Here is a 20746-nt window from a genome sequence, read left to right on the forward strand (position 1 = left end):
ATTCCGTTTGCGACTCGTAGATGTAGTGTGCGATTTCGCACGGATCATCGTCGCAGCAGATTTGCTCGCAGCAGCATCCACCACCGCAACCGGTGTCGCAGCAGGAGGAAGGAGCACAGCAGCTATTTCCGGCCGGAGCACAGCATGCGTTGCCAGCCGGAGCACAGCAGGCGTTGCCAGCGGGGGCACAACCAGCATTGTCGCAGCAAGCGTTGTCACAGCATTTGTTGTCGCACAGTTGCTCGCAGCATTTGCAAGGATTCCAGCACGGCTTGGGGCAGCACTTGGGAACGCAAACAACGCGAGGTTGGCAGCACGGCATCGGGGCACAGCAGGACGCCGGGCCACAGCAGCTGTTCGCAGCCGGAGCACAGCAGCTATTGCCGGCCGGGGCACAGCAAGCGTTGCCAGCCGGAGCGCAGCACGCGTTGCCGGCGGGGGCACAACCATTGCCAGCCGGAGCGCAGCACGCGTCGGCAGCGGGGGCACAGCCGTTACCGGCAGGAGCACAGCACGCCTTGGGGGCGCAACAATCAGTGGGAGCACAAGTGTCGCAGCAAGTCGGCTTGCAGCACGAACGTTGGTAATTGTAGACCTTGTGACAGGTCGGACGACAGATAACGGGTTTACAACAAATGCGCGGACAGGCCAACGCACAATCACAGCTCTTCGCGGCGCCGCAACAATCGCTGCTACCATGGTGTCCGCCGAACAAACCAGCCTGAGCCGTTCCGTTCATGCCCAGCGCTAACACCAATGCGCCTATAAGATTCAGCCATTTCATGAGGTTTAGCTTCCTTTCGATCTCTCAAAAAAATCGTAGCTCGTTGTCGATATCCGCGTGGTCTGCGGATCGTTTGGATTTCGTGGGTCGATGCACGTCCGGGAAGGAGTAATGCGAGATATCAGATGCAAAATGGAGGTATTCCACCCGCAGTCAAATCTCGACGCGCAAGTTCCCCCTTCGGAGAACAGTTGGTACAGACTGTTCTATCCGCTCAGAATCCTTTCACCGCGTCCTGGTTTCATGGATCTCCCATGACCATCAACGCAATTGCTGTCGCCCCAATTCGGCGGACGGCATGCCAGATTCCTTTACGGCTTCACCCATTGTATCGGTGCGCGGCGGATAATCGCTGTAACGCGATTTGCGTGACTCTCCGGCACAGCAGACCGACTCGAGACCCGCCGATTGTTCCGGTTATTCCGAACACGAAACCCACCCCGACCTGAGCGCCGAGAAGATCAGTCTCGGACCCCCGTTTGCGATAACTTGGGGAAATTGCCTTCACCGCTGCCGGACTTGCCACATTGTCCGGCTAGGTATGCACTCCCGGTTCTACGGCACAATTTCGTTGCGATATTTACCGAGTTTTTTTCGCAATTCCTACCGCAATAGCCGGAACCAACAAACCCGTGTCGCCCCATTCGGCGATATAACCGGACCAACCGGCGCAGCTTCACGCCGACAACCAACGGGGCGCACCTGTCACGTCGGAAATGGGGGCACAAAAACTAAATCCGCCCGCCCCAAAGCGCCAAGACGGGGATCAGCTCACGAAAACGACCGCTTAAAGGCCCGGTCAGAAAACCGGCAATTCAAAGCCCTGCCGGTAATCGCGCGTCAAATACCGATTCGCCTCCTCATCGTCGACAAATCGCTCAGCTTCGCCGTCAAATTGCAATCGACGTCCTGTGCGAAACGAAGCATTCCCCAAATGGCAGAGCAACGCCGAATAGTGCCCTTCTTCAATATCCGCAATCAATTCGTTCCGGTCTCGGCTTTTCACGCAATCGATGAAGTTCTGAAAATGCCGCGGCGAATCAACCCACTTCTCTCCCCCGACCGGTCCCCGCTCCCCTCTCTTATGAAACACGCGATAACCGTCGCGGTCGATCATCAAGTACCCTTGGTCGCCGAAAAAGATGTTGTCGTTGTCCAATCGATGTCCTTGCATGCGATACGGTGTGAAGTCCCGCTGTTCATACACAAACAACAGGTCATCATATTCCCACGTCACCACCATCGTGTCGGGCGTCTCCTGCGCATCCCCTTTCGAACCCAGCTTGGCCCCCATCGCCGAAACGGACTTCGGAGCCTTCAAACCCAAAGCCCAGCGTCCTAAGTCGATTTGGTGCACGCCATCGTTACCAATATCTCCCGTGCCGTACTCCCAATTCCAATGCCAACTGCTGTGAAAGCGATTGCGATTGAACGCCCGCTTCTCAGCCGGCCCCAACCACATGTTGTAATCCACCCCCGCCGGCGTTGCTTCGTCCTGCCGCTGCGCCAATCGTCCCCGCCGTTGATTATTGATCGCCTTGACCATCAAGACCTTGCCGATCACCCCTTGTCTTAATAGCTCCCAAGCTTCTTCATAGTGCGGAGCCGCGCGTAAATTTGTACCGTGCTGCACGATCCGATCAAACTTGCGAGCCGCGTTCACAGCCATCCGTCCTTCAGCGACGTTATGAGATGCCGGTTTCTCGACATACACATCTTTTCCCGCCGCACACCCCAGGATCGTTGCCGGCGCATGCCAATGATCGGGTGTCGCCACGGCCAACGCATCCACATCCTTCTGGTCGAGCAAAGTGCGAAAATCAGCCACCACCGGCGGACGCTTCCCGGAAATCGCCTGCACCCGCTCCGCCAATTTCTGCCCCCGCGCTGCATCCACTTCGCAAATCGCCACCACCTGGCTGTCGGGCAACGCGGCAAAATGCGCCGCCAAGTTCGCTCCCCGGCCCGCTCCCAACACCGCCACGCCCACCGTATCATTCGCCGCTGCCTTGACCGGTGCGGCAGACGCGAACGTCCCCGCCGCCACCAATGTCGTTCCCAAAAAACCGCGTCGATTCATCGCAGACATGACGGACCTCCATTGACGGACGGAAATACACCGGATACCAACAACGCTCGTCTCTGCATCCTACCCGACCACTACAACGGATACAAATCTTGTCCGCACCAACACCAATCACCAAACCACAGATTCGCCAGCAAGCCCGCGATGCGCGCCAAGCACTCGACAACCGCCACGCACGCAGCCAACAGATCACCGATCACCTCCATACCCTCCCCGAATACCAATCCGCCCACACCGTGATGCTGTATGTCAGTGTCCGCGAAGAAGTCGCTACCGCCGACCTCATCAACGCTGCATTAGAGACCGACAAACAAGTCGTCATCCCCTATTGCCACGACGGTGAACTGCAATTGTTTCACCTAAAAAACCGTGACGAGCTCACCCCCGGAGCCTACGGCATCCCCGAACCGCACAGCGAACTCCGCACACAGCCCGACCGCAGCGCCGCGACCGATCAACTCGACATCATTCTCGTGCCCGGAGTCGCATTCGATATTCACGGCGCCCGCTGCGGCCACGGCAAGGGGTATTATGATAAACTGCTGCAAACCGCAAAAAGCAAAACGCCACTGATTGCACTAGCGTTCGACTGCCAAATTTTCCGAAAAATCCCCACCGAATCGCACGACGTCTTCATGGACAAGATCATCACCGAGTCTAGGATTTATCCAGAAGCCTAACCAAAATCTCTGCCTCGCCATCAACACCAACAAATTATCACGCAAAGACACCAAGCCTTCGAACATGGGTTACCGCACACTCAAAGCCTGCACCGATGATCTGCTCGCCACCGGGCGGATGATCCGTATCGAGGAACCGGTTGACCCCAACTTAGAAGCAGCTGAAATCCAGCGCCGCGTCTTCGCCGCCGACGGTCCCGCTATTTACTATGCCAACGTCACCGGCAGCCCGTTTCCCATGGTCAGCAACCTGTTCGGCAGCATGGACCGCGTACGGTATATCTTTCGCGACACGCTCGATGCGGTTTCACAACTTGTCCGCATTAAAGCCGACCCCTCTACCGCTGCCCGGCACCCGTGGAAGTCCTTCCGCGCCAGCCCGACCGCACTCAGCATGCTCCCCCGCAAAGTCCGTCGCGGTCCCATACTCGAGCACACCACCAGTATCGATCAACTTCCGCAACTCAAATCCTGGCCCGATGATGGCGGCGCGTTTATTACCTTGCCGCAAGTCTACACCGAACACCCCGACACGCCCGGCATCGCTAAATCCAACCTGGGCATGTACCGCGTGCAACTCTCTGGCGGCCAATACCAACCCAACGCCGAAATCGGACTGCACTATCAAATCCATCGCGGCATTGGCGTCCATCACGCCGCTGCGATTCGTCGGGGCGAAAAACTGCGGGCGAATATCCTCGTCGGTGGCCCTCCCGCGATGAGCGTCGCCGCTGTAATGCCCCTTCCCGAAGGCCTCCCCGAACTGTACTTCGCCGGCGCGTTAGGCGGCCGACGCGTGCGCATGGTGCACGGCGCACAACCGTTGCCGATCCCCGCCGAAATCGATTTTTGCATCAGCGGCTACATCATCCCCGAGCGTACCCTCCCCGAAGGCCCCTTTGGGGACCACCTGGGATACTACAGTTTAGCGCACGAGTTCCCCGTCTTCTGTGTCGAAAAAGTCTATCACCGCGACGGCGCCATCTGGCCATTCACCGTGGTGGGACGCCCCCCGCAAGAAGATACGCTATTCGGCGCACTGATCCACGAAATCACCGGCCCCATGATCCCCACCGTCCTACCCGGAGTCCGCGCCGTAAACGCCGTCGACGCCGCCGGTGTGCACCCCTTGCTGTTGGCCATCGGCAGCGAACGGTACGTCCCCTGGGGCGGCGACAGTGCTCCGCAGGAAATCCTTACCCAAGCCAACGCCATTCTCGGGCAAGGGCAAATGTCGTTGGCAAAATACCTCTTGATCGTTGCTGAAAACGATGCCCCGCAACTGGACGTCAACGACATCCCCGCTGTCTTTACGCACCTACTCAGTCGTATCGATTGGCGGCGCGATTTGCATTTCCAAACTCAAACCACGATCGACACGCTCGATTATTCCGGCAGCGGCCTGAATCGCGGCTCCAAAGTTGTTATGGCCGCTGCCGGTGAACCGATCCACAAACTGCCCACCGAAATCCCCCACGAATTGAACCTCCCCGACGGCTTCACCAATCCGCGCCTCTGCCTGCCTGGCGTCCTGGCAATCACCGGCCCCACATTCCAATCCCGCGAGGCCGTCGCCGCTTTCTGTAATCATTTTTCCGCCGACGCCCCCATCAATCAATTTCCGCTCATCGTGATCGCCGACGACAGCGAATTCACCGCTCGAACACTCAACAATTTTCTATGGGTCACATTCACACGCTCCAACCCAGCGGTCGACATCGATGGAATTGGCAGTTATGTCCAAGATAAACATTGGGGCTGCCACGGCAGTTTGGTCATCGACGCCCGCCGCAAACCACACCACGCGCCGCCGCTGATTGAAGATCCAAACATCACCGCACGCGTTGACGCGTTTGCCGCTTCCGGGGGTCCCTTAAGCGGAATTCTCTAACTGCCCAGCGCAACCACGCGACAATAGGAAAACGGCGGTTGCAGACTTGCATGTAACTACGATACCGGCCTATTTGCTTCTGAGATAACACAACCAGTCAGACGGATTGATGACGTTTGCAAGTCACCAATCACGGCCACAAATAATCTCCGCAGATTTGTCTTTTCCTGTTTCGGCAGTTGTGATAGAAATCGCGCTTTCACACTTCGGTTACCAGTTCTCCCCCAAAAATCTGAGTTTAGTTGAACCAGCATACGCTGGCCATTTTCCTGCGCATGGCAGGAACGGCCCGCTGGGAATTCCATTCTCGGACTGAACACGATACTATCGTGTTGCGGGTTCAGTTGCCCCAAGCGGGTAATTGTTTCCGTGCCAGCAAAACGGATCAGCTGGTTTCCGTCGTGGTTGGAGGTCAAACGCGTGTTTGTGTTTCGAAAACGATCGCAACGAAGCGGTTCGCAGATACGCCGGATTTGAAGCCTCAGTAAAGGCAAGGAGGCCGCCGTGAATTCCGATTCCGGACAATACCACAGACAAGGCATTAAAAGCGTCAGCGTCAAAGTCCAAATCCGTTGGATGATTCGGCGAGATATGGCCGAAGTCCTGCGAATCGAACGCGAAAGCTTCGAGTATCATTGGACCGAAGAAGATTTCCTCTGCTGCTTACGTCAGAGGAATTGCATTGGTATGGTCGCCGAAGTCGACGGGCAAGTCGTCGGTTTCATGATCTACGAATTGCACAAAACGCGATTGCACATTCTCAACTTCGCTGTCGCTGAAGATTTTCGCCGCCAAGCCATCGGCGGACAGATGATCGAAAAGCTCGTCAGCAAGCTGTCGCAACAACGACGCAAGGAAATCACTCTGGAAGTCCGCGAGACAAATTTGCCCGCGCAGCTCTTCTTCCAAAACAGCGATTTCGTCGCCGTGGGTGTGCTCCGCGACCACTACGAAGACTCTGCCGAAGATGCCTACGTGATGAAGTACCGCCTCGACCCCGAGGACGCCATGTACAACTTCGCACCGCACAATCGCATCGCCAAATACGAAAAACTCGCCGACGGACTCCACGAAGAATCCTAACGCAGGTTTCACGATGTGATCACGGGGTTTAAAAACGCACTTACAAGCGTTTTCACGCCCCCATGCCGATACGCAATCGTGCCCTCGGCATTCATCACAATGACGTTACGTTAAAACACGCCTCTCACCAGGCGTGTTTTTTTTGCGCCTCACCATTCAAAGGCACCGAACTCTCTCGACCATCCCCTGGTTCTTGAGATTCTGGTTGCTACACTGGTTATTTCACCGCCGGCAACCAACTCAACCCGCTGCCCACGAACTCATGGAAATACGCGACTTTGCCGAAAGAATTCTGCAGTCCGACAGCCTGGCCGAAAAACTCCGGCCGCTGGACGGCCCTGCGACGGATCGGATCCCCGGCCCTCCGCAGCGTTTTCCGTTGCCCGCCCGCCCGGCCAACCTGAAATTCGCCGGCCGTAAAGAAGCGCCCGCCATGCCCGCGCCGACCGCGTTTCGAGATCCCGCCAAACGCGCCGTCGCCCACCATATCATGGCTAACCACGAACTCCAGGCACTGGAGGTCATGGCATTTACGTTATGCGCCTTTCCCGATGCCCCGACCGAATTTCGCCACGGCATGCTGCCCATCATGGCAGATGAACAACGCCACACCCGCATGCATGCCCAGCGACTCGAAGAATTCGGCATGACGTTCGGAGACCTCCCGGTGAACGGATATTTCTGGCTCAAAGCTCAGGATTTCCAAAGCCCACTCGACTACCTCGCCGGTTTGCCCCTCACCTTCGAGGCGGGTAATCTCGATCACACCATCGAATTCGAGCAAGCCTACGATTCCGCCGGCGATAAAAAAGGCGCCGGAATCATGCGCGCGATTCACCAAGACGAAATCGGCCATGTCGCCTTTGGCATCCATTGGCTACGCGCCATGAAACCAGCCGACCAAACCGACTGGGACGCCTATATTGACCACCTTCACTGGCCGCTCCGCCCCGAAAAAGCCAAAGGCAAAGCCTTCCAACGCCAACCCCGACTCGACGCCGGCCTGACGGACGAATTCATCGACCAGATCCAACACGCCGGTCGTGATGACTTGCGCTAGTCGCTCTACGATAGTAGGCAGTAGGCGGTAGGCAGTAAAAAATGGCAGGTGCAGGAACTGTTCCTCTCCTTCCACCAAAATCTTCGCCTTCCTCCTTCCCCCTGCCTTTGCTATAAACTCGCCGAACCAACTGCGACGTCCATTTGCCGAACCGCGTCGGTTCAACTCTTCGGAATCGAGATCCGAGTTCGCCCGATTGCCGTTGGAGAATTCTTTGCAAATCGCCTCGTGGAATCAAACAGGCAAAGAGCCTTTCCTCCGAAATCTCGAAGGTATGCCCGAATTCTTCATAGGGAAGCCCTTCACGCAAAGAAAGCTGGGGCTGATCCTGGCCCTCTTGGTGCTGCTGACCGTCATTCCCCGTCTATTGCTGGCCTGGCAAATCTCGTCAATCTGTGACGATGGATACTTTTATCTGTCGGTCGTCGAGATGTGGAAACAAGGTCAGACGGATGCAGCTCTGAACTATCTGAACCTCAATATCTTCCCGTTTATCTTATGGGGACTAGAAAGTACGGGGCTCGCATTTCCCTGGAACTTCAAGATCTGGGGCATTTTGATCTCCGGTCTCACCGTGTTTCCACTGTTTGGGTTGGTCCGCCGACTATTCAATGACCGTTGGGCCACCATAGCCGTCCTGCTGTTCGCCATGCATCCGGAGTTAGTCAAACTCTCCGTCGAACCGATTCGCGAATCGACCTACTGGTTTTGCTTTATATTGGCGAGTTATTTACTGCTGCGCTGCGCGACATCCCGCGACAACATTGCGACTCCCATCGCCGCCGGCCTCGCCACGGCTGGCGCCATCCTCACGCGTACCGAAGGTTGGACCTTGATCCCGTTGGCCTGCTTCTGGTTGCTCAGCCTAGCTCCTGCAACTGTTTCCCGACTGCGCCAAACCCAACGCATCGTGATCGTTTTGGTCATGATCCCCCTTTGCATGTTCGCCATGAACCTCACACTGCTCGCCGGATACCCCCACTGGCAATGGGGACGATTTGATCGGGTCCCAAAAATTGTCGCATGGATGCAATCACAAGCGTCGCCTGCGAACAGTCCCCAAGCCAAAACAATGACGGCCGCAACGCAGTCCCGCCCACTACCGTCCCACTCCACCGCTGGAAACGACAACTCGTCTAGTACCCCGAGAAAAATCGACAACCGCGACGATGAAAAGGCGATTTGGTTTGAATTCCTCAACCAGTTCAGCGAAAGTTTTGAATATTTCAATCTGGTCTTGTTCATTGTGGGCCTGACGCAATGCCACCGCATGTTGCTGTCGCGCACCTATGCGCCGTTGCTCATGATCGCAGCGGCCATCCTGATCGCCGTGTTTGTCATGCTCGTTCAACACCAGAACATCAATGGACGGTATTTCCTGTCCGTGTTAATCATTACATTGCCCATTCAGGCGTCGGGAGCCATTTTTTTAATTCTGTTCATCCAGTCCATCGCCCTGCCGACGACGATCAGTCACAATCAAAAGCTCGTCGTCACCGCGGGATTCGTGCTCACGGTGTCTCTGTTATTTTGGTTCGAAGCACTCACCAGCCGCCACAAAGGGCGCGTGGCAGAAGCGACTTTGGGAAAACACCTATGCACGACCTTCGGCCCATTTGAAAAAGTCGAAACCGATCGCAAGTCTGGACGCGTCGGATTTCACACAATCGGAAAAATGCCCAACATTCTCTACAATACGATTCAGAAAAAATTCACCCACCCGGATCTGCTCATTTTGGTACGCCCCGTCCGCCCAGCTCACCGCGCACGCGCGCACCGCTGCGGATTAACGGAGATCCCACTGCAGGATTTACGCCAGTCTGAATTCACCGCGTTCGTCCACCCCTCACGAATCGATCAGAGTTCTGAACCGAAAGCACAGCCGCAGATCGGCGGCGAAAACGGCACCCCACCCGATCCATCAATCACCAGTCGGCCGGAGGTCTTGCGCTAGCATCATGCCAGATCCCTCCGCAGATTCACAAATGGACAACACCGACAAATCGACTGTTGATTCCCGTGGCAGCCGCTCAATCCTCGGCCTGCACCGTAGCGATCAAGTCTTCGTCGCCGTCATGCTCGCCGCGCTAGCGCTCTTGTCCTTTGTCTATTGGACCAAGCTCAGCGGCTGGGGGCAAAAACCGGTTGAAATCAAACGTTTGCAGGCACGAGAATATGACTTCCGCCTCGATATCAACAACGCCCCCTGGGTGCAATGGGCACAACTGGAAGGCATCGGCGAAGTGCTGGCGCGGCGAATCGTCGCCGACCGCAACCAACACGGCCCCTTCGCCACCGTCGACGACATCCGTCGCGTCAACGGGATCGGCGCTAAGAAACTCGACGCGATCCGAGAATGGCTATACATCACCCCCGCAGCCAACGACAAATAAGCACCGAAGCCGCTTTGAACCAGTTTCAAAAGCCGGTTGCGCAAAGTCAAACTGGCAAATTCGGGTGCCACTGGCTTCGCCAGTGCCTAGGAACTCATTCAAGTATTTGAGCTGCCCCGCGCAATGCCTTAACGCCGCCCAGGCACTCTGCTAAGATCCGGATTATCAGCATTATCACCCAGACGCTCAACGGGCGTCAGTTATCATCTGAAACTCTTCCATGAAGGTTCATCCCATGAATCCAACCCTCACTCGCCGCGCGATGCTGCTTTCCACGTTATTTCTCACAAGCGTCGGATGTGGAGCGACTGCGACTGAGGGAGAACCGATTATTGAACCCACTAAAGTCGACAAACCGGTCATCGCCGAAATCGTGACCAATCGCGGTACCATTCGCTTGTGGCTTGATGGCGACAAAGTTCCGATGACCGTCGGAAATTTTGTAACGCTCGCCGAAGACAAATTCTATGACGGACTGAAATTCCACCGCGTGATCCCCAATTTCATGATCCAAGGGGGAGATCCCAAAGGCGACGGAAGCGGCGGGCCGGGATACCGCTTCAAAGATGAATTCCACCCCGACTTAAAACATGACAGCGCCGGCATTATCTCCATGGCCAACGCCGGCCCCACCACCAACGGCTCCCAATTCTTCATCACCCACAACGCCACCCCGCATCTCGACGGCAAACACTCCGTTTTTGGACACGTGATCGAAGGCCAGGTCATCGTCAACTCCATCCGCAATGGGGATATCATCGAATCAATCACGATCGATCGAAACCCCTCTGAGGAACCGGCGGCCCCGGAAACCGCGGCCCCTGAAACCGAAACAGAGACAGAGAAACCGGCTGAGCAATAATCCGCCTCACCTGCAGTTTTCCCGTAAAAACACGCGATTTCGGCCCGTTTCAAGACGTCTTAACCCATTTCGCCGCTTGTGCTAAACTCCGCCCTCCCAGGAGAGACCGACGGCGCATGGTGGGCCGTCGGCACAGGCAAAAAACCCTGAAAGGACTCGGGTTATGATGCGGACGATCAAGGTACACACGCGCTTAGTGGGCGCACTGCTGGTTTGCGCAGGGATCATCAACTGCACTGGCTGTTCGTCAGCAACGCGAGACGCTTCGCTCGAATCTGCCGATCTCGGACCGGCCAGTGAAATGCGACAAGCAGCCGCTCCCATCGGGACACATACGGCCGTCATGGAAACCACCCGAGGAACGATCAAACTCGCGCTACACGCCGACAAGACTCCCAACACCGTCGATAACTTCACACGACTTTCCCAGGACGGTTTTTATAACGGACTGGTGTTTCACCGCGTGATCCCCAACTTCATGATTCAAGGGGGCTGTCCCGACGGCAAAGGCACAGGCGGACCGGGCTACGAGTTCGACGACGAATTCCATCCCGCCCTGACTCATGACGGACCGGGCATCCTCGCCATGGCCAATTCCGGCCCCAACACAAACGGATCACAGTTCTACATCACGCACACATCAACCCCCCACCTGAATGGCAAACACACCGTTTTCGGAAGCGTCATCAAAGGCCAAGACGTCGTCAATTCCATTAAAAAAGGTGACAAAATCAAACGCATCACAGTCACCGAAAACCCCAGCAACGCCCAATAGCCCATCTGAGACATCGAGCCCCCCTTAAAACGGGGGGGAATAGCGGGGCCGCCTAGCGGACACCCGCTGCAAAGACGGGCCTAATACCGCTGCGCGAGACGCCCGATCAACCGGGCGAAGTGCTCCCAACAATCCCCGGAGTGATCATCCGGATTGAGATTGTATACCGGAATAGCCAGATCAACGCCACAAGCAAACCCGATTCTGGCCACCGGCCACTAACCACCGGCCACTTTTTTACTGCCTACTGCCTACTGCCTACTGCCTACTGCCTACTGCCTACTGCCTACTGCCTACTACCCGGCACCTTCCACAACCGCACCGACTTGTCGTAGCTGGTCGTGACAATCTGGGTGCCGTCGGGCGAAAAGGCCACGTCCGTGACGCGGGCGTCGTGCGCTTCGATCGTCTTGAGGATTTTCCAGGTCGCCGTATCCCATAACAGAATATTGTTCTTACCTTTGAACCGTCCCCCGCCGGCAGTCGCTAGCATTTTACCGTCCGGAGAAAAGGCCAGTGCATTCACCGGCCGCGAATGCCCTTCCAGCATTTTGAGCGGTTTGCCGGTCGACGTTTCCCAAACGCGGACGGTTTCATCAGTCCCTCCCGTTACGACCTGCTTTCCATCCGGCGAAAAAACAATGCCGTTGATCCCGCGTGCATGGCCGTTCAACGTGGAGCGGACCTCGCCCGTTGTCGCATCCCAAATAGAGGCGGTCCCTTTTTTTCGCGGTTGCTCCGCATCGCCATCGGTCGAAGCAACCAATGTGCCGTCAGGCGACACGGCAATTGATGTCGCCGGCAAACGATGTTCGCTAAACGTCAGTCGCTCCGCGCCATCCGCCACGGACCAAATCCGCACTGATTCGTCTTCCGCTGCCGTCGCCAACCACTGGCCGTCGGGCGAAAACGCCACGCCCAGCACATAGCCCCGCTGCCCTTTAAAAACGCGCGACTCGCCTGTCGCCGAATCAATCACCGTGACCGATTGATAACTCCCCGCCGCAATCAGTTTTCCATCGGGCGCATAAGCCAACGCATGCACGAAACCGGTGTTCAAGTCGATCGACCTTCGTTTGCCCTCCTCAGCCAGATCCACAATTTCGAGTTTTTCATACGTCCCAACGGCCAGCGATTTGCCATCCGGCGCAAATGCCACCGCCGTCGTCCATTCCTCAAAACCGCCCCAACTCTGCTGCGGATTTTCAGTGGCCGCAGGTTGCTGCAACGGCGAACGCTGCGCATAGGCCACTTCGCTGCCAAAAATGATGAAACCGGCCATGCAGACCGAGAAAAAAAGATTCGCCTTACTCATGGTCATGTGTCCTGAGTAATGTCGTTGTGGAAAATTTTCTAACAAGTAGTTTCAAAACCCTCTGACGCGTCTCACTGATACTGTTCTGAACGTTTCCAGAACAAGCGCAACCGGGTTTTGAAATATAAGTCAAACATACACTTCGATCCGCTCACAATACTCAACCGCACCACAAACGGCAATTCCGCTCCACTTGACGCATCGACTGTCGGGAAACGAAAATCAAAGACTTCCGGCGACGTCCCTGTTCACAAACACAATTCACTGAAGTTCAACAACATGCGCCGATCTCGTCTCCTCTGGATCTTTATAGCCTGCGTGGCAATACACCAGGGGACCGCTGCGGACGAAACCCCCGCCAAGAAACCGATCACCTTCGACACCGCTTACGGTCCGCACGCGACACTGCATCCATTCCGCCATCCCGCCCCCCGCTTTCAATGGCTCCCCAACGGCGCGCACCTGCTACAAACGCACAAAGGACAATACACCAAAGTCCACGCAAAGACCGGCGACACCTCCCCGTTGTTCGACCCCACACAACTGGCGCAAGGATTGCAATCACTCTCCGATATTGATGAACCAACTGCCCGCAAATTGGCGAATAAAGCGCACCTGCAATTCAACCCCGCCTACGATGCTGTATTGATCCCGCATGCGGACCGTCTCTACTTCGCCAAACTGGACGGTAGCTTCGCCTGCCGATTGACAGACGCAGCCGGAACCGCTGAGTTAGCACAGTTCGGCCCCCAAGGAGAATCCGTCGCATTTGTCCGTGACAACGATCTCTACACCGTCGATCTGGCTACACAGGCGGAGCAGCGATTGACGACCGACGGCAGCGAACTCATCCGTAACGGGAAAGCCGATTGGGTCTATTGGGAAGAGGTATTTAACCGGCAGTTACGAACCTTTTGGTATAGCGGCGACGGCACACAGATTGTGTTCCTGCAGTTCAACGACACACCGGTGGCGCCCTTCAGCATTCCCAACAACGTTCCGGATACCCAACGCATTCATGAAATGCGCTATCCTAAAGCCGGTACGGCAAACCCCCTTGTGCAAGTCGGCATCGCTTCCCTGACTGACGCAGTCGTCCGATGGGTCGACCTCAGTGCATACCCACCCGAAGATCGATTGGTCGTCCGCGCCGGTTGGCTGCCCGACCACCAAACCGTTTATCTCTATCTGCAAAACCGCGCGCAAACCTGGTTGGATCTGCTCGTCGTCGATCCCGGCAGCTCAACGCCCCGTCGATTGCTTCGGGAAACCACCGCAGCATGGGTGAATAACCTTGCGCCGCCCCATTTCCTCGAGGACGGTTCATTCCTCTGGGAAAGCGAACGCTCAGGGTGGCGGCATCTCTATCACTACGCCGCGAACGGCCAACTCCGCCGCGCCGTCACCGCCGGACCGTGGGAGGTCAGCAAAGTCCACTTCATCAACGAACCTGCCGGAGACGTTTATTTCTCAGCTGCAAAAAAATCACATCTCGAAGACCACCTCTATCGAGTTTCCCTCAATAGCGGTGAACCGGTGCAACTGACGAGCACTGAGGGTTCCCACCGCATTCGTTTTTCTCCAAGCGGCAACGGTTATCTCGATACGCATAGCTCTCTCGAACGTCCCCCGACGACCGAAATTTCTGGCGGCGACGGCCATCGAATCCGCGAGTTGCACAAGACCGACACCACCGACCTCAACGAATATCAATGGAGCACACACAAAACGGTCTCCATCGAGACCGGCGATGGCGGCACGCTCGATGGCAGTCTCATGCTGCCGGCGGATTTCGATTCTTCGCGGCAATACCCTGTCTGGATCAAGATCTACGGCGGCCCCCATTATCCCACCATCCGCAACCGCTGGACAAAGACACACCGTCTATTCGATGAAGTCCTGGCGACTTCGGGCGTTGTGATTCTTCGCGTCGATCCCCGCTCCGCTTCCGGCTCAAGCGCGCAAAGCGCCTGGACCGCCTACCGCCGACTCGGCGTGAACGAACTCCGCGATTTGGAGCACGCCGTCACGTGGTTGAAATCGAAATCCTGGGTCGACTCAAAGCGGATCGGCCTGGGCGGCCATAGTTACGGCGGGTTTTTGACCGCCTTTGCCCTGACCCACAGCCAGTCCTTTGCCGCCGGTATCGCCGGTGCGCCGGTGACCGACTGGCGAAACTACGATACGATCTACACCGAACGCTACATGGACACCCCCGCCTCCAACCCCGCAGGATACGACGAAACGTCGGTTGTCAAAGCCGCGAAAAACCTACATGGCCGGTTATTGTTGTTGCACGGCATGCTCGACGACAATGTCCACCTGCAAAACACGACGCAACTGGTCAACGCGCTGCAACGAGCGGACAAAGATTTCGAGCTGATGCTCTATCCCCGCGCTAAACACGGGATTCATGGTGCACACTATACGCGAACAACGTATAATTTCATCATCAAGACCATGCTCCCCGAACAGACTCCCTCCCAACATCAAGATTAACATCTCCATGCCGGAACAAATCACGATCAGCGCCGAGACTTGGGACCTGTTGAATACTCCCAGTACCGCCACACTCACCACCGTGCTTGCTAAAAAAGGGCTGTGGAACACCTTTTTGACAGGGGTCCAACCACTCGCGGCCGGACAACGCATGGCCGGTCGCGCGTTTACTTTGCGCTATATTCCATCCCGCGAGGATTTGGATACGTCGCTCAAATTCGACAACCTGACCGATCCTCAACGACTGGCCATCGAAAAAGTTGGCCCGGGAGAAATCCTCGTCATCGATGCCCGTGGTGATGAACGGGGTGGAACCATGGGAGCCATTCTGGCAACGCGTATGCAGGTCCGCGGCGCAGCGGGGGTGGTCACCGACGGCGCCTTTCGCGACTCTCCCGTCATCGCCCAATGTGGTATGCCCGCCTACGCCCGCTCCGCTCACGCCGCCACCAACAAAACAATCCACCATCCCTGCGATTTCCAATTGCCGATCGCCTGCGCCGGTGTCGCCGTCTACCCCGGCGATGTGCTGATTGGCGATGACGAAGGGGTCGTCGTCATTCCCCCGCATCTGGCCGAAGAGGTCGCACGCGAAGCGGCTGCCCAGGAACATCGCGAGGATTTCATCATCGACAAAATCCGCGGCGGCGCATCACTGGTTGGGACATACCCGATGGACGAACGAACACAAGCCGAGTATGAACAAACTTTGCGTGATCAGTGACGCGTCGCGACGTTTCATTTCAAAAGGTATCCCCGAACATGACGTTTCGAGATCAACTGCTACTGCTGACAGCCTTCATTCTGTTGTTTCCGTTGCCCCTACTGGGCGACGATTCGGCTCAGCAGTCCGCCATGATTCAACAAGATATCGCAGCGCTGAGCAGTGATAACTTCGCCGAGCGTGAAGCTGCCACAAAACGGCTAAAAACCCTGGGCCGTCCAGCAATTGCCCCGCTAGCCAAAGCCGCATCGAACGCGGAACTGGAAACCACGAATCGCGTCCTACTAGTTCTCGCATCGTTTTACGACAACAACGATGATGCGACTCTCGACGAATTGGATGCCGCTTTAGAGGAACTCGTCGAATCCGCAGCCCCCTCAGCCGCGCGACGCGCCGCAGCAGCCATCGCGGTCCATGCCGACGACCGTGACCGCCGCGCCATTAAAAAACTCAAAGAATTGAAGGCGATGGTTCTACCAGTGGGGATTAGCGGCCCCAGCGTAGATATCGGCGGTCCGCTGCAAATTTGGATCGACGATCAATGGCAAGGTGGCGACAAGGAACTGCGGCAGTTTCGGCGTCTCCGCCCGGGTCGGCTACAGGCTGTATACCGTGTCCAAGACTGCCCCGCCTCCCTGGATGCCGTCCGAAAACTTGAGCAACAAATCCCCAACTCAAGCGTGCAAGAACGTGGCGTGGCTTGCTTGGGCCTCCAAGCAGGTCTCCCGAAAGCACGCGGGTTTGAAATTCAAAAAGCCACACCTGAAGGCTCCATCGCCGCCGCCGGAATACGGGACCGCGACGTGATCGTCGAATACGCGGGTCAAGTCGTTGATAATTTTGAACAATTGGTCGAGATGATCAAAAAAAATAAAGTCGGCGACACGGTCAAGGTCGGGTTTCTTCGCAATGGCAAGGAAATCTCCGTCGATGTCCGTCTGAAAAGTTGGCGGGAATTCTTCCACGACAAGGAACACAATAAACGGAAAAAAGCCGAGGCTGCAAACAATCCCTCGAAACCCATCCCCACTCCTTTCCCCACCCCCAAGGCAAATTCCAAACCTAAACCGTCTCCAAAAAATGGCGAGTCTCTCGATAAAAAATAAGGGACGTGCGTGAACTTCATTCGCATCGGGTATTTTAGATCGGTACTGTTTGCCAAAACCGATGTTGACCCGCCCGAGCGGATTTTGTTATTCCCCATCCCCCGCCGCACGGCAGAAAAAAAACTCAACGACAAACGGCGGAGATGTCGATGAAGTCAGTTATCGACGACGGCTTCGGACGGGCAAACGAAAGTTTGATCGATGACGACCGGGTTTCAAAAAGCCGTCGCGATTTTTATACTATTAGGTTCAAGTCATTCGTCTCGCATTCCGGCGGAGGGACCAAATTTTTTGCGTTGGCCGGGGTCACTGATCGGTGTTCGCCTAGCGGAGCCGGACCCTCGTCATTCTCGCAGCGACTCGACCGTCGCCATCGACCTATGACCTGAACCATGGCCGCGGCCTTCCAAATTTGAGAAGGCCGCGGTCCTTTTTTTGCGCCTCTGTAAGTCGCCTCACCCGGTAGACAACCGCTACCATTTCCGGCTCTAATAGCACTGCAACGTTTTCCTTCCTTGCAGACTATTACTATTCTCGGAACTGAGGCCGTTCATGTCTTTCATCAAACCGTCGTGTACAATCGCGGCCATCTTGCTGGCCTTCCCCCTGTTCACGTCGACATGCTCGGCTGCTGAAACAGACCGGCCGCTGAATGTGATTCTCTTCTTCGCCGATGATCTCGGTTCAATCGATCTAAACTGTTACGGCTCGACCGATTTAAACACGCCTCACATAGATGATCTCGCAGAGCGCGGCGTGCGGTTCACGCAATTCTACGTCGCCAGCCCCGTCTGTTCACCATCGCGAGCCGCGCTGATCACCGGCCGCTATCCACAACGCGCGGGCGTACCCGGCAACGTCCCTTCCCAACGCGGCCACCGCGGGATGCCCCCCGAACAGGTCACTCTCGGCGAGATCCTCAGCGGCGCCGGTTACAAGACCGCACTCATGGGAAAATGGCATCTGGGAACGCTGCCCGATTACCATCCCAACAGCCAAGGCTTCCAAGAATTCTTCGGCCACAAAGCGGGCTGCATCGACAACTATTCACACTTCTTCTACTGGGCCGGCCCCCATTTTCACGACATGTGGCGTAACCGCCAGGAACATTGGGAGCAAGGCACGCACTTCAGCGATCTAATCGTGCGTGAATCGAAGCAGTTTCTCGAAGATAATCAAGACAAACCATTTTTGCTATACGTCCCGTTCAACATTCCACACTACCCCATGCAAGCCGCCGACCGGTTTCGTGAAATGTACGCCGATCTCCCCGAACCGCGCCGATCCTATGCCGCCATCACTTCCCACATGGACGATGCCATCGGCCAGATTATGGCCAAGGTGGATGAACTCAAATTGCGCGAGCGGACGTTGGTCATTTTCCTGAGCGACCACGGGCATTCCACCGAAGAACGCGCCAACTTCGGCGGCGGCAATGCCGGTCCCTATCGCGGTGCGAAATTCAGCGTGCTGGAGGGGGGCATCCGTGTCCCCGCCATCGTCAGCCTGCCGGGAATCATCCCCGCAGGCCAAACCCGCGACCAAGTCGCGGTCAGCATCGATTGGCTCCCCACGATCGCCGACTATTGCGATGTCAACCTGCCCGATCAAACATTCGACGGCCGCAGCATAAAAGCCGTGATCCACGACCCGGACGCTGCGACACCCCATCCGACTTTTCACTGGCAACTCGGCCACCAATGGGCTGTGCGTGACGGCGATTGGAAACTGGTCGTCAACGGTAACGACACCAAACACAAAACCCGCCTCGAAGGGGACGACCGTATTTTCTTGAGCAACATGGCTGTCGACGTCACCGAAACCAAAAACATCGCCGCCCAACACCGAGACATCGTCACCCGCTTAACCAACCTACACAAACAATGGGCCGCCGAAGTACAACCGTAGGGTACGTCGCGACGCACCTTTCGATGTAAGACAAACGATCTGCCTCTCAAAAAAGCCTCACGCAGTGACGCCCAGCCGCAGTGGAAGTCCGTTGCAACGTGAAGAGTTGAAGAGCACAAACCCCCAAGTTTTTATCTCTTTTTCTTCTTTGCGGCTCTGCGTCTTTGCGCGCGGCCTTTTTGCATTTCCAATGAGTAAGTCGCAAATCTAAACCGAGTGCAAACAGAAATCACCCCGCTCCACTCGATGCGGATACGTCGACCACACGATCATGTGATTGCTCCACTGACCCCGTATCGGTCTGCGCTAACCGATACATATAAATGCTCCCCGCCAGCGACAGCACAACACAAACCGCGAACATCCACGGCCCCAATCCATAATAGGAGAGCAGCAACCACCCACACAGCGGCGCGATCATTCCGCGGATTCCCGTCAATCCTACGTGCCAACTGTTGTACAGCGAAACGTTTTCCGGCTTCGCAAAATACAAACTGCCCGTCGACCAATTGATTGTTCCGCCGCCATTGCTGATCGAATGAAATGCCGCTCCCACATACATGGGCCAGATCTGCCGCGACACCCCGCCATAGCAATACATGCCATAGCCGAACGTCTGCAACAAATTGAACAGCGAGCGGCCCGACATGGGATCAATCTTGTCTAAAAACCGTCCCCAAAACGGCGACGAAGCCATGATCAACATCGCTGGCATCACTGCGGATATCACGAATACCTGACGATCGGTGGCGGCGATGTAATCCGCGTTTCGCAAAATTTCCGGGATAAAGGCCATCCCCATGTGATTGGCAAATCCGGCCAACGCAAAACCCTTTTGGTAGCGCACAAACCGTTGGTCGGCGGTGAATACTTTCCAACCATTCCGCATGGCGACCCAGGGCGAGACACGATCGCCGTTGCCAAACGCGCCGTTTTCGCGCTTGCGAATTCGCGAATAACAAAACGAACCCATCACCAGCATGCAAGCGGCATAGGCGTAGACCGCCCAATACTGTGTGCCGTGATTGTCGAACCACCATGTTCCGGCGACCGTCAAAAACAGCGCCGAAATCGCGGCAATCGCCTTCAGCCAACCCACCGCCAGACCGCGATGCGTCGCCGGGTACAACACGCGGTACATGTTCATCTCTCCCACGCGGGGAAATACGCGCAAGATAAAACAGCTACCCACCACGCAAGTAAAATACATCGGCCCGGCCACCGGCAATGCAATCGCCAGCAAGAGGACGGCTGTCACCAAATTCGGCACGATCACCAACAACCGCATCGGCACCCTGCCCGCCATGTAGCCCACCAGCGGGCTGAGCAGACTGCTGCCACCGAACATCGCGCCCAGCATCATCAGGTGCACCGCTTGCCCATGCAGCACCGTCTTGAGCGCGGCCAGCGAAAGCAAAAACAAGGCGACGAACGTGCCGCTGCCCACGCTGTAAAACGTCTCGAAGTACAACGCGCGGCGGCAACTCGCCGGCACACGCTCCAAGACAGCACGCATCAGCGGAAGACGGGTCGGCATCGCATCATCGCGGCTACTGCTCATACCGATCAACCCACATCCC

16 protein-coding genes are annotated in these 20746 nt (G+C 56.4%); 13 read left to right on the forward strand and 3 right to left on the reverse strand.

Going from position 1 to position 20746, the window contains the following annotated elements:
- Window positions 1-92 precede the first annotated feature (92 nt).
- Window positions 93-587 carry a hypothetical protein gene (locus tag CA54_RS03790; RefSeq protein ID WP_146369526.1) on the forward strand — a complete coding sequence of 165 codons (495 nt, stop codon included), beginning with the start codon at window positions 93-95 and terminating at the stop codon, window positions 585-587.
- Between the two features lie 996 nt (window positions 588-1583).
- On the opposite strand, the gene CA54_RS03795 is transcribed toward CA54_RS03790, so the two are convergent.
- Window positions 1584-2873 (reverse strand): Gfo/Idh/MocA family protein, encoded by a 1290-nt coding sequence (locus tag CA54_RS03795; protein WP_146369527.1) that lies wholly within the window; start codon window positions 2871-2873, stop codon window positions 1584-1586.
- 89 nt (window positions 2874-2962) lie between these two features.
- Here CA54_RS03795 and CA54_RS03800 point away from each other — a divergent pair, with 89 nt between their 5' ends.
- The 8 genes from CA54_RS03800 (at window position 2963) to CA54_RS03835 (ending at window position 11614) form a co-directional block, all read left to right on the forward strand.
- Complete coding sequence (locus CA54_RS03800; RefSeq protein WP_231962954.1) at window positions 2963-3550, forward strand: 5-formyltetrahydrofolate cyclo-ligase; 588 nt, start codon at window positions 2963-2965, stop codon at window positions 3548-3550.
- Window positions 3551-3614: 64 nt separating this feature from the next.
- Entirely contained in the window at window positions 3615-5441 is a 1827-nt protein-coding gene (locus tag CA54_RS03805; RefSeq protein WP_146369529.1) for a UbiD family decarboxylase, read from the forward strand.
- Between the two features lie 576 nt (window positions 5442-6017).
- The gene (gene rimI / locus CA54_RS03810) at window positions 6018-6524 is read left to right on the forward strand and encodes a ribosomal protein S18-alanine N-acetyltransferase (RefSeq protein WP_145429386.1); all 507 of its coding nucleotides are present in this window, start codon (window positions 6018-6020) and stop codon (window positions 6522-6524) included.
- Window positions 6525-6786: 262 nt separating this feature from the next.
- Window positions 6787-7584, forward strand: coding sequence for a ferritin-like domain-containing protein (locus CA54_RS03815; protein ID WP_146369530.1), 798 nt, complete (start codon window positions 6787-6789; stop codon window positions 7582-7584).
- Window positions 7585-7858: 274 nt separating this feature from the next.
- A complete protein-coding gene (locus CA54_RS03820; RefSeq protein WP_146369531.1) occupies window positions 7859-9538 on the forward strand; it encodes an ArnT family glycosyltransferase in 1680 nt (559 codons plus the stop codon).
- 4 nt (window positions 9539-9542) lie between these two features.
- Complete coding sequence (locus CA54_RS03825) at window positions 9543-9977, forward strand: ComEA family DNA-binding protein (RefSeq protein ID WP_146369532.1); 435 nt, start codon at window positions 9543-9545, stop codon at window positions 9975-9977.
- 235 nt (window positions 9978-10212) lie between these two features.
- The gene (locus tag CA54_RS03830) at window positions 10213-10839 is read left to right on the forward strand and encodes a peptidylprolyl isomerase (protein WP_315851692.1); all 627 of its coding nucleotides are present in this window, start codon (window positions 10213-10215) and stop codon (window positions 10837-10839) included.
- Between the two features lie 301 nt (window positions 10840-11140).
- On the forward strand, window positions 11141-11614 hold the full coding sequence (locus CA54_RS03835) for a peptidylprolyl isomerase (protein ID WP_146372264.1): 474 nt from the start codon (window positions 11141-11143) through the stop codon (window positions 11612-11614).
- Window positions 11615-11900: 286 nt separating this feature from the next.
- Here CA54_RS03835 and CA54_RS03840 read toward each other — a convergent pair whose 3' ends face one another.
- Window positions 11901-12929, reverse strand: coding sequence for a WD40 repeat domain-containing protein (locus tag CA54_RS03840; protein ID WP_197532184.1), 1029 nt, complete (start codon window positions 12927-12929; stop codon window positions 11901-11903).
- Window positions 12930-13247: 318 nt separating this feature from the next.
- Between CA54_RS03840 and CA54_RS03845 the strand changes: the two genes are divergently transcribed.
- The 4 genes from CA54_RS03845 to CA54_RS03860 all read left to right on the forward strand — a co-directional run bounded on the left by CA54_RS03845 (window position 13248) and on the right by CA54_RS03860 (window position 19166).
- On the forward strand, window positions 13248-15428 hold the full coding sequence (locus tag CA54_RS03845; RefSeq protein WP_197532185.1) for a S9 family peptidase: 2181 nt from the start codon (window positions 13248-13250) through the stop codon (window positions 15426-15428).
- A gap of 7 nt (window positions 15429-15435) precedes the next feature.
- Window positions 15436-16152, forward strand: coding sequence for a ribonuclease activity regulator RraA (locus tag CA54_RS03850; RefSeq protein WP_146369535.1), 717 nt, complete (start codon window positions 15436-15438; stop codon window positions 16150-16152).
- A 38-nt stretch (window positions 16153-16190) separates the two neighbouring features.
- The gene (locus CA54_RS03855) at window positions 16191-17258 is read left to right on the forward strand and encodes a PDZ domain-containing protein (RefSeq protein WP_146369536.1); all 1068 of its coding nucleotides are present in this window, start codon (window positions 16191-16193) and stop codon (window positions 17256-17258) included.
- A gap of 552 nt (window positions 17259-17810) precedes the next feature.
- The gene (locus CA54_RS03860) at window positions 17811-19166 is read left to right on the forward strand and encodes a sulfatase family protein (RefSeq protein WP_146369537.1); all 1356 of its coding nucleotides are present in this window, start codon (window positions 17811-17813) and stop codon (window positions 19164-19166) included.
- A 229-nt stretch (window positions 19167-19395) separates the two neighbouring features.
- Here the strand turns inward: CA54_RS03860 and CA54_RS03865 are convergent, their stop codons facing one another.
- Window positions 19396-20703 (reverse strand): MFS transporter, encoded by a 1308-nt coding sequence (locus tag CA54_RS03865; protein WP_197532186.1) that lies wholly within the window; start codon window positions 20701-20703, stop codon window positions 19396-19398.
- Window positions 20704-20746: the final 43 nt, after the last annotated feature.

Source organism: Symmachiella macrocystis, from assembly GCF_007860075.1.
Classification (GTDB): domain Bacteria; phylum Planctomycetota; class Planctomycetia; order Planctomycetales; family Planctomycetaceae; genus Symmachiella; species Symmachiella macrocystis.

Coding starts and splice junctions, on each gene's coding strand:
- CA54_RS03860 (WP_146369537.1), top strand. CDS start 17,811: ATGTCTTTCATCAAACCGTCGTGTACAATCGCGGCCATCTTGCTGGCC.
- rimI (WP_145429386.1), top strand. CDS start 6,018: ATGATTCGGCGAGATATGGCCGAAGTCCTGCGAATCGAACGCGAAAGC.
- CA54_RS03795 (WP_146369527.1), bottom strand. CDS start 2,873: ATGTCTGCGATGAATCGACGCGGTTTTTTGGGAACGACATTGGTGGCG.
- CA54_RS03850 (WP_146369535.1), top strand. CDS start 15,436: ATGCCGGAACAAATCACGATCAGCGCCGAGACTTGGGACCTGTTGAAT.
- CA54_RS03830 (WP_315851692.1), top strand. CDS start 10,213: ATGAATCCAACCCTCACTCGCCGCGCGATGCTGCTTTCCACGTTATTT.
- CA54_RS03825 (WP_146369532.1), top strand. CDS start 9,543: ATGCCAGATCCCTCCGCAGATTCACAAATGGACAACACCGACAAATCG.
- CA54_RS03840 (WP_197532184.1), bottom strand. CDS start 12,929: ATGAGTAAGGCGAATCTTTTTTTCTCGGTCTGCATGGCCGGTTTCATC.
- CA54_RS03815 (WP_146369530.1), top strand. CDS start 6,787: ATGGAAATACGCGACTTTGCCGAAAGAATTCTGCAGTCCGACAGCCTG.
- CA54_RS03820 (WP_146369531.1), top strand. CDS start 7,859: ATGCCCGAATTCTTCATAGGGAAGCCCTTCACGCAAAGAAAGCTGGGG.
- CA54_RS03865 (WP_197532186.1), bottom strand. CDS start 20,703: ATGCCGACCCGTCTTCCGCTGATGCGTGCTGTCTTGGAGCGTGTGCCG.
- CA54_RS03805 (WP_146369529.1), top strand. CDS start 3,615: ATGGGTTACCGCACACTCAAAGCCTGCACCGATGATCTGCTCGCCACC.
- CA54_RS03855 (WP_146369536.1), top strand. CDS start 16,191: ATGACGTTTCGAGATCAACTGCTACTGCTGACAGCCTTCATTCTGTTG.
- CA54_RS03835 (WP_146372264.1), top strand. CDS start 11,141: ATGCGACAAGCAGCCGCTCCCATCGGGACACATACGGCCGTCATGGAA.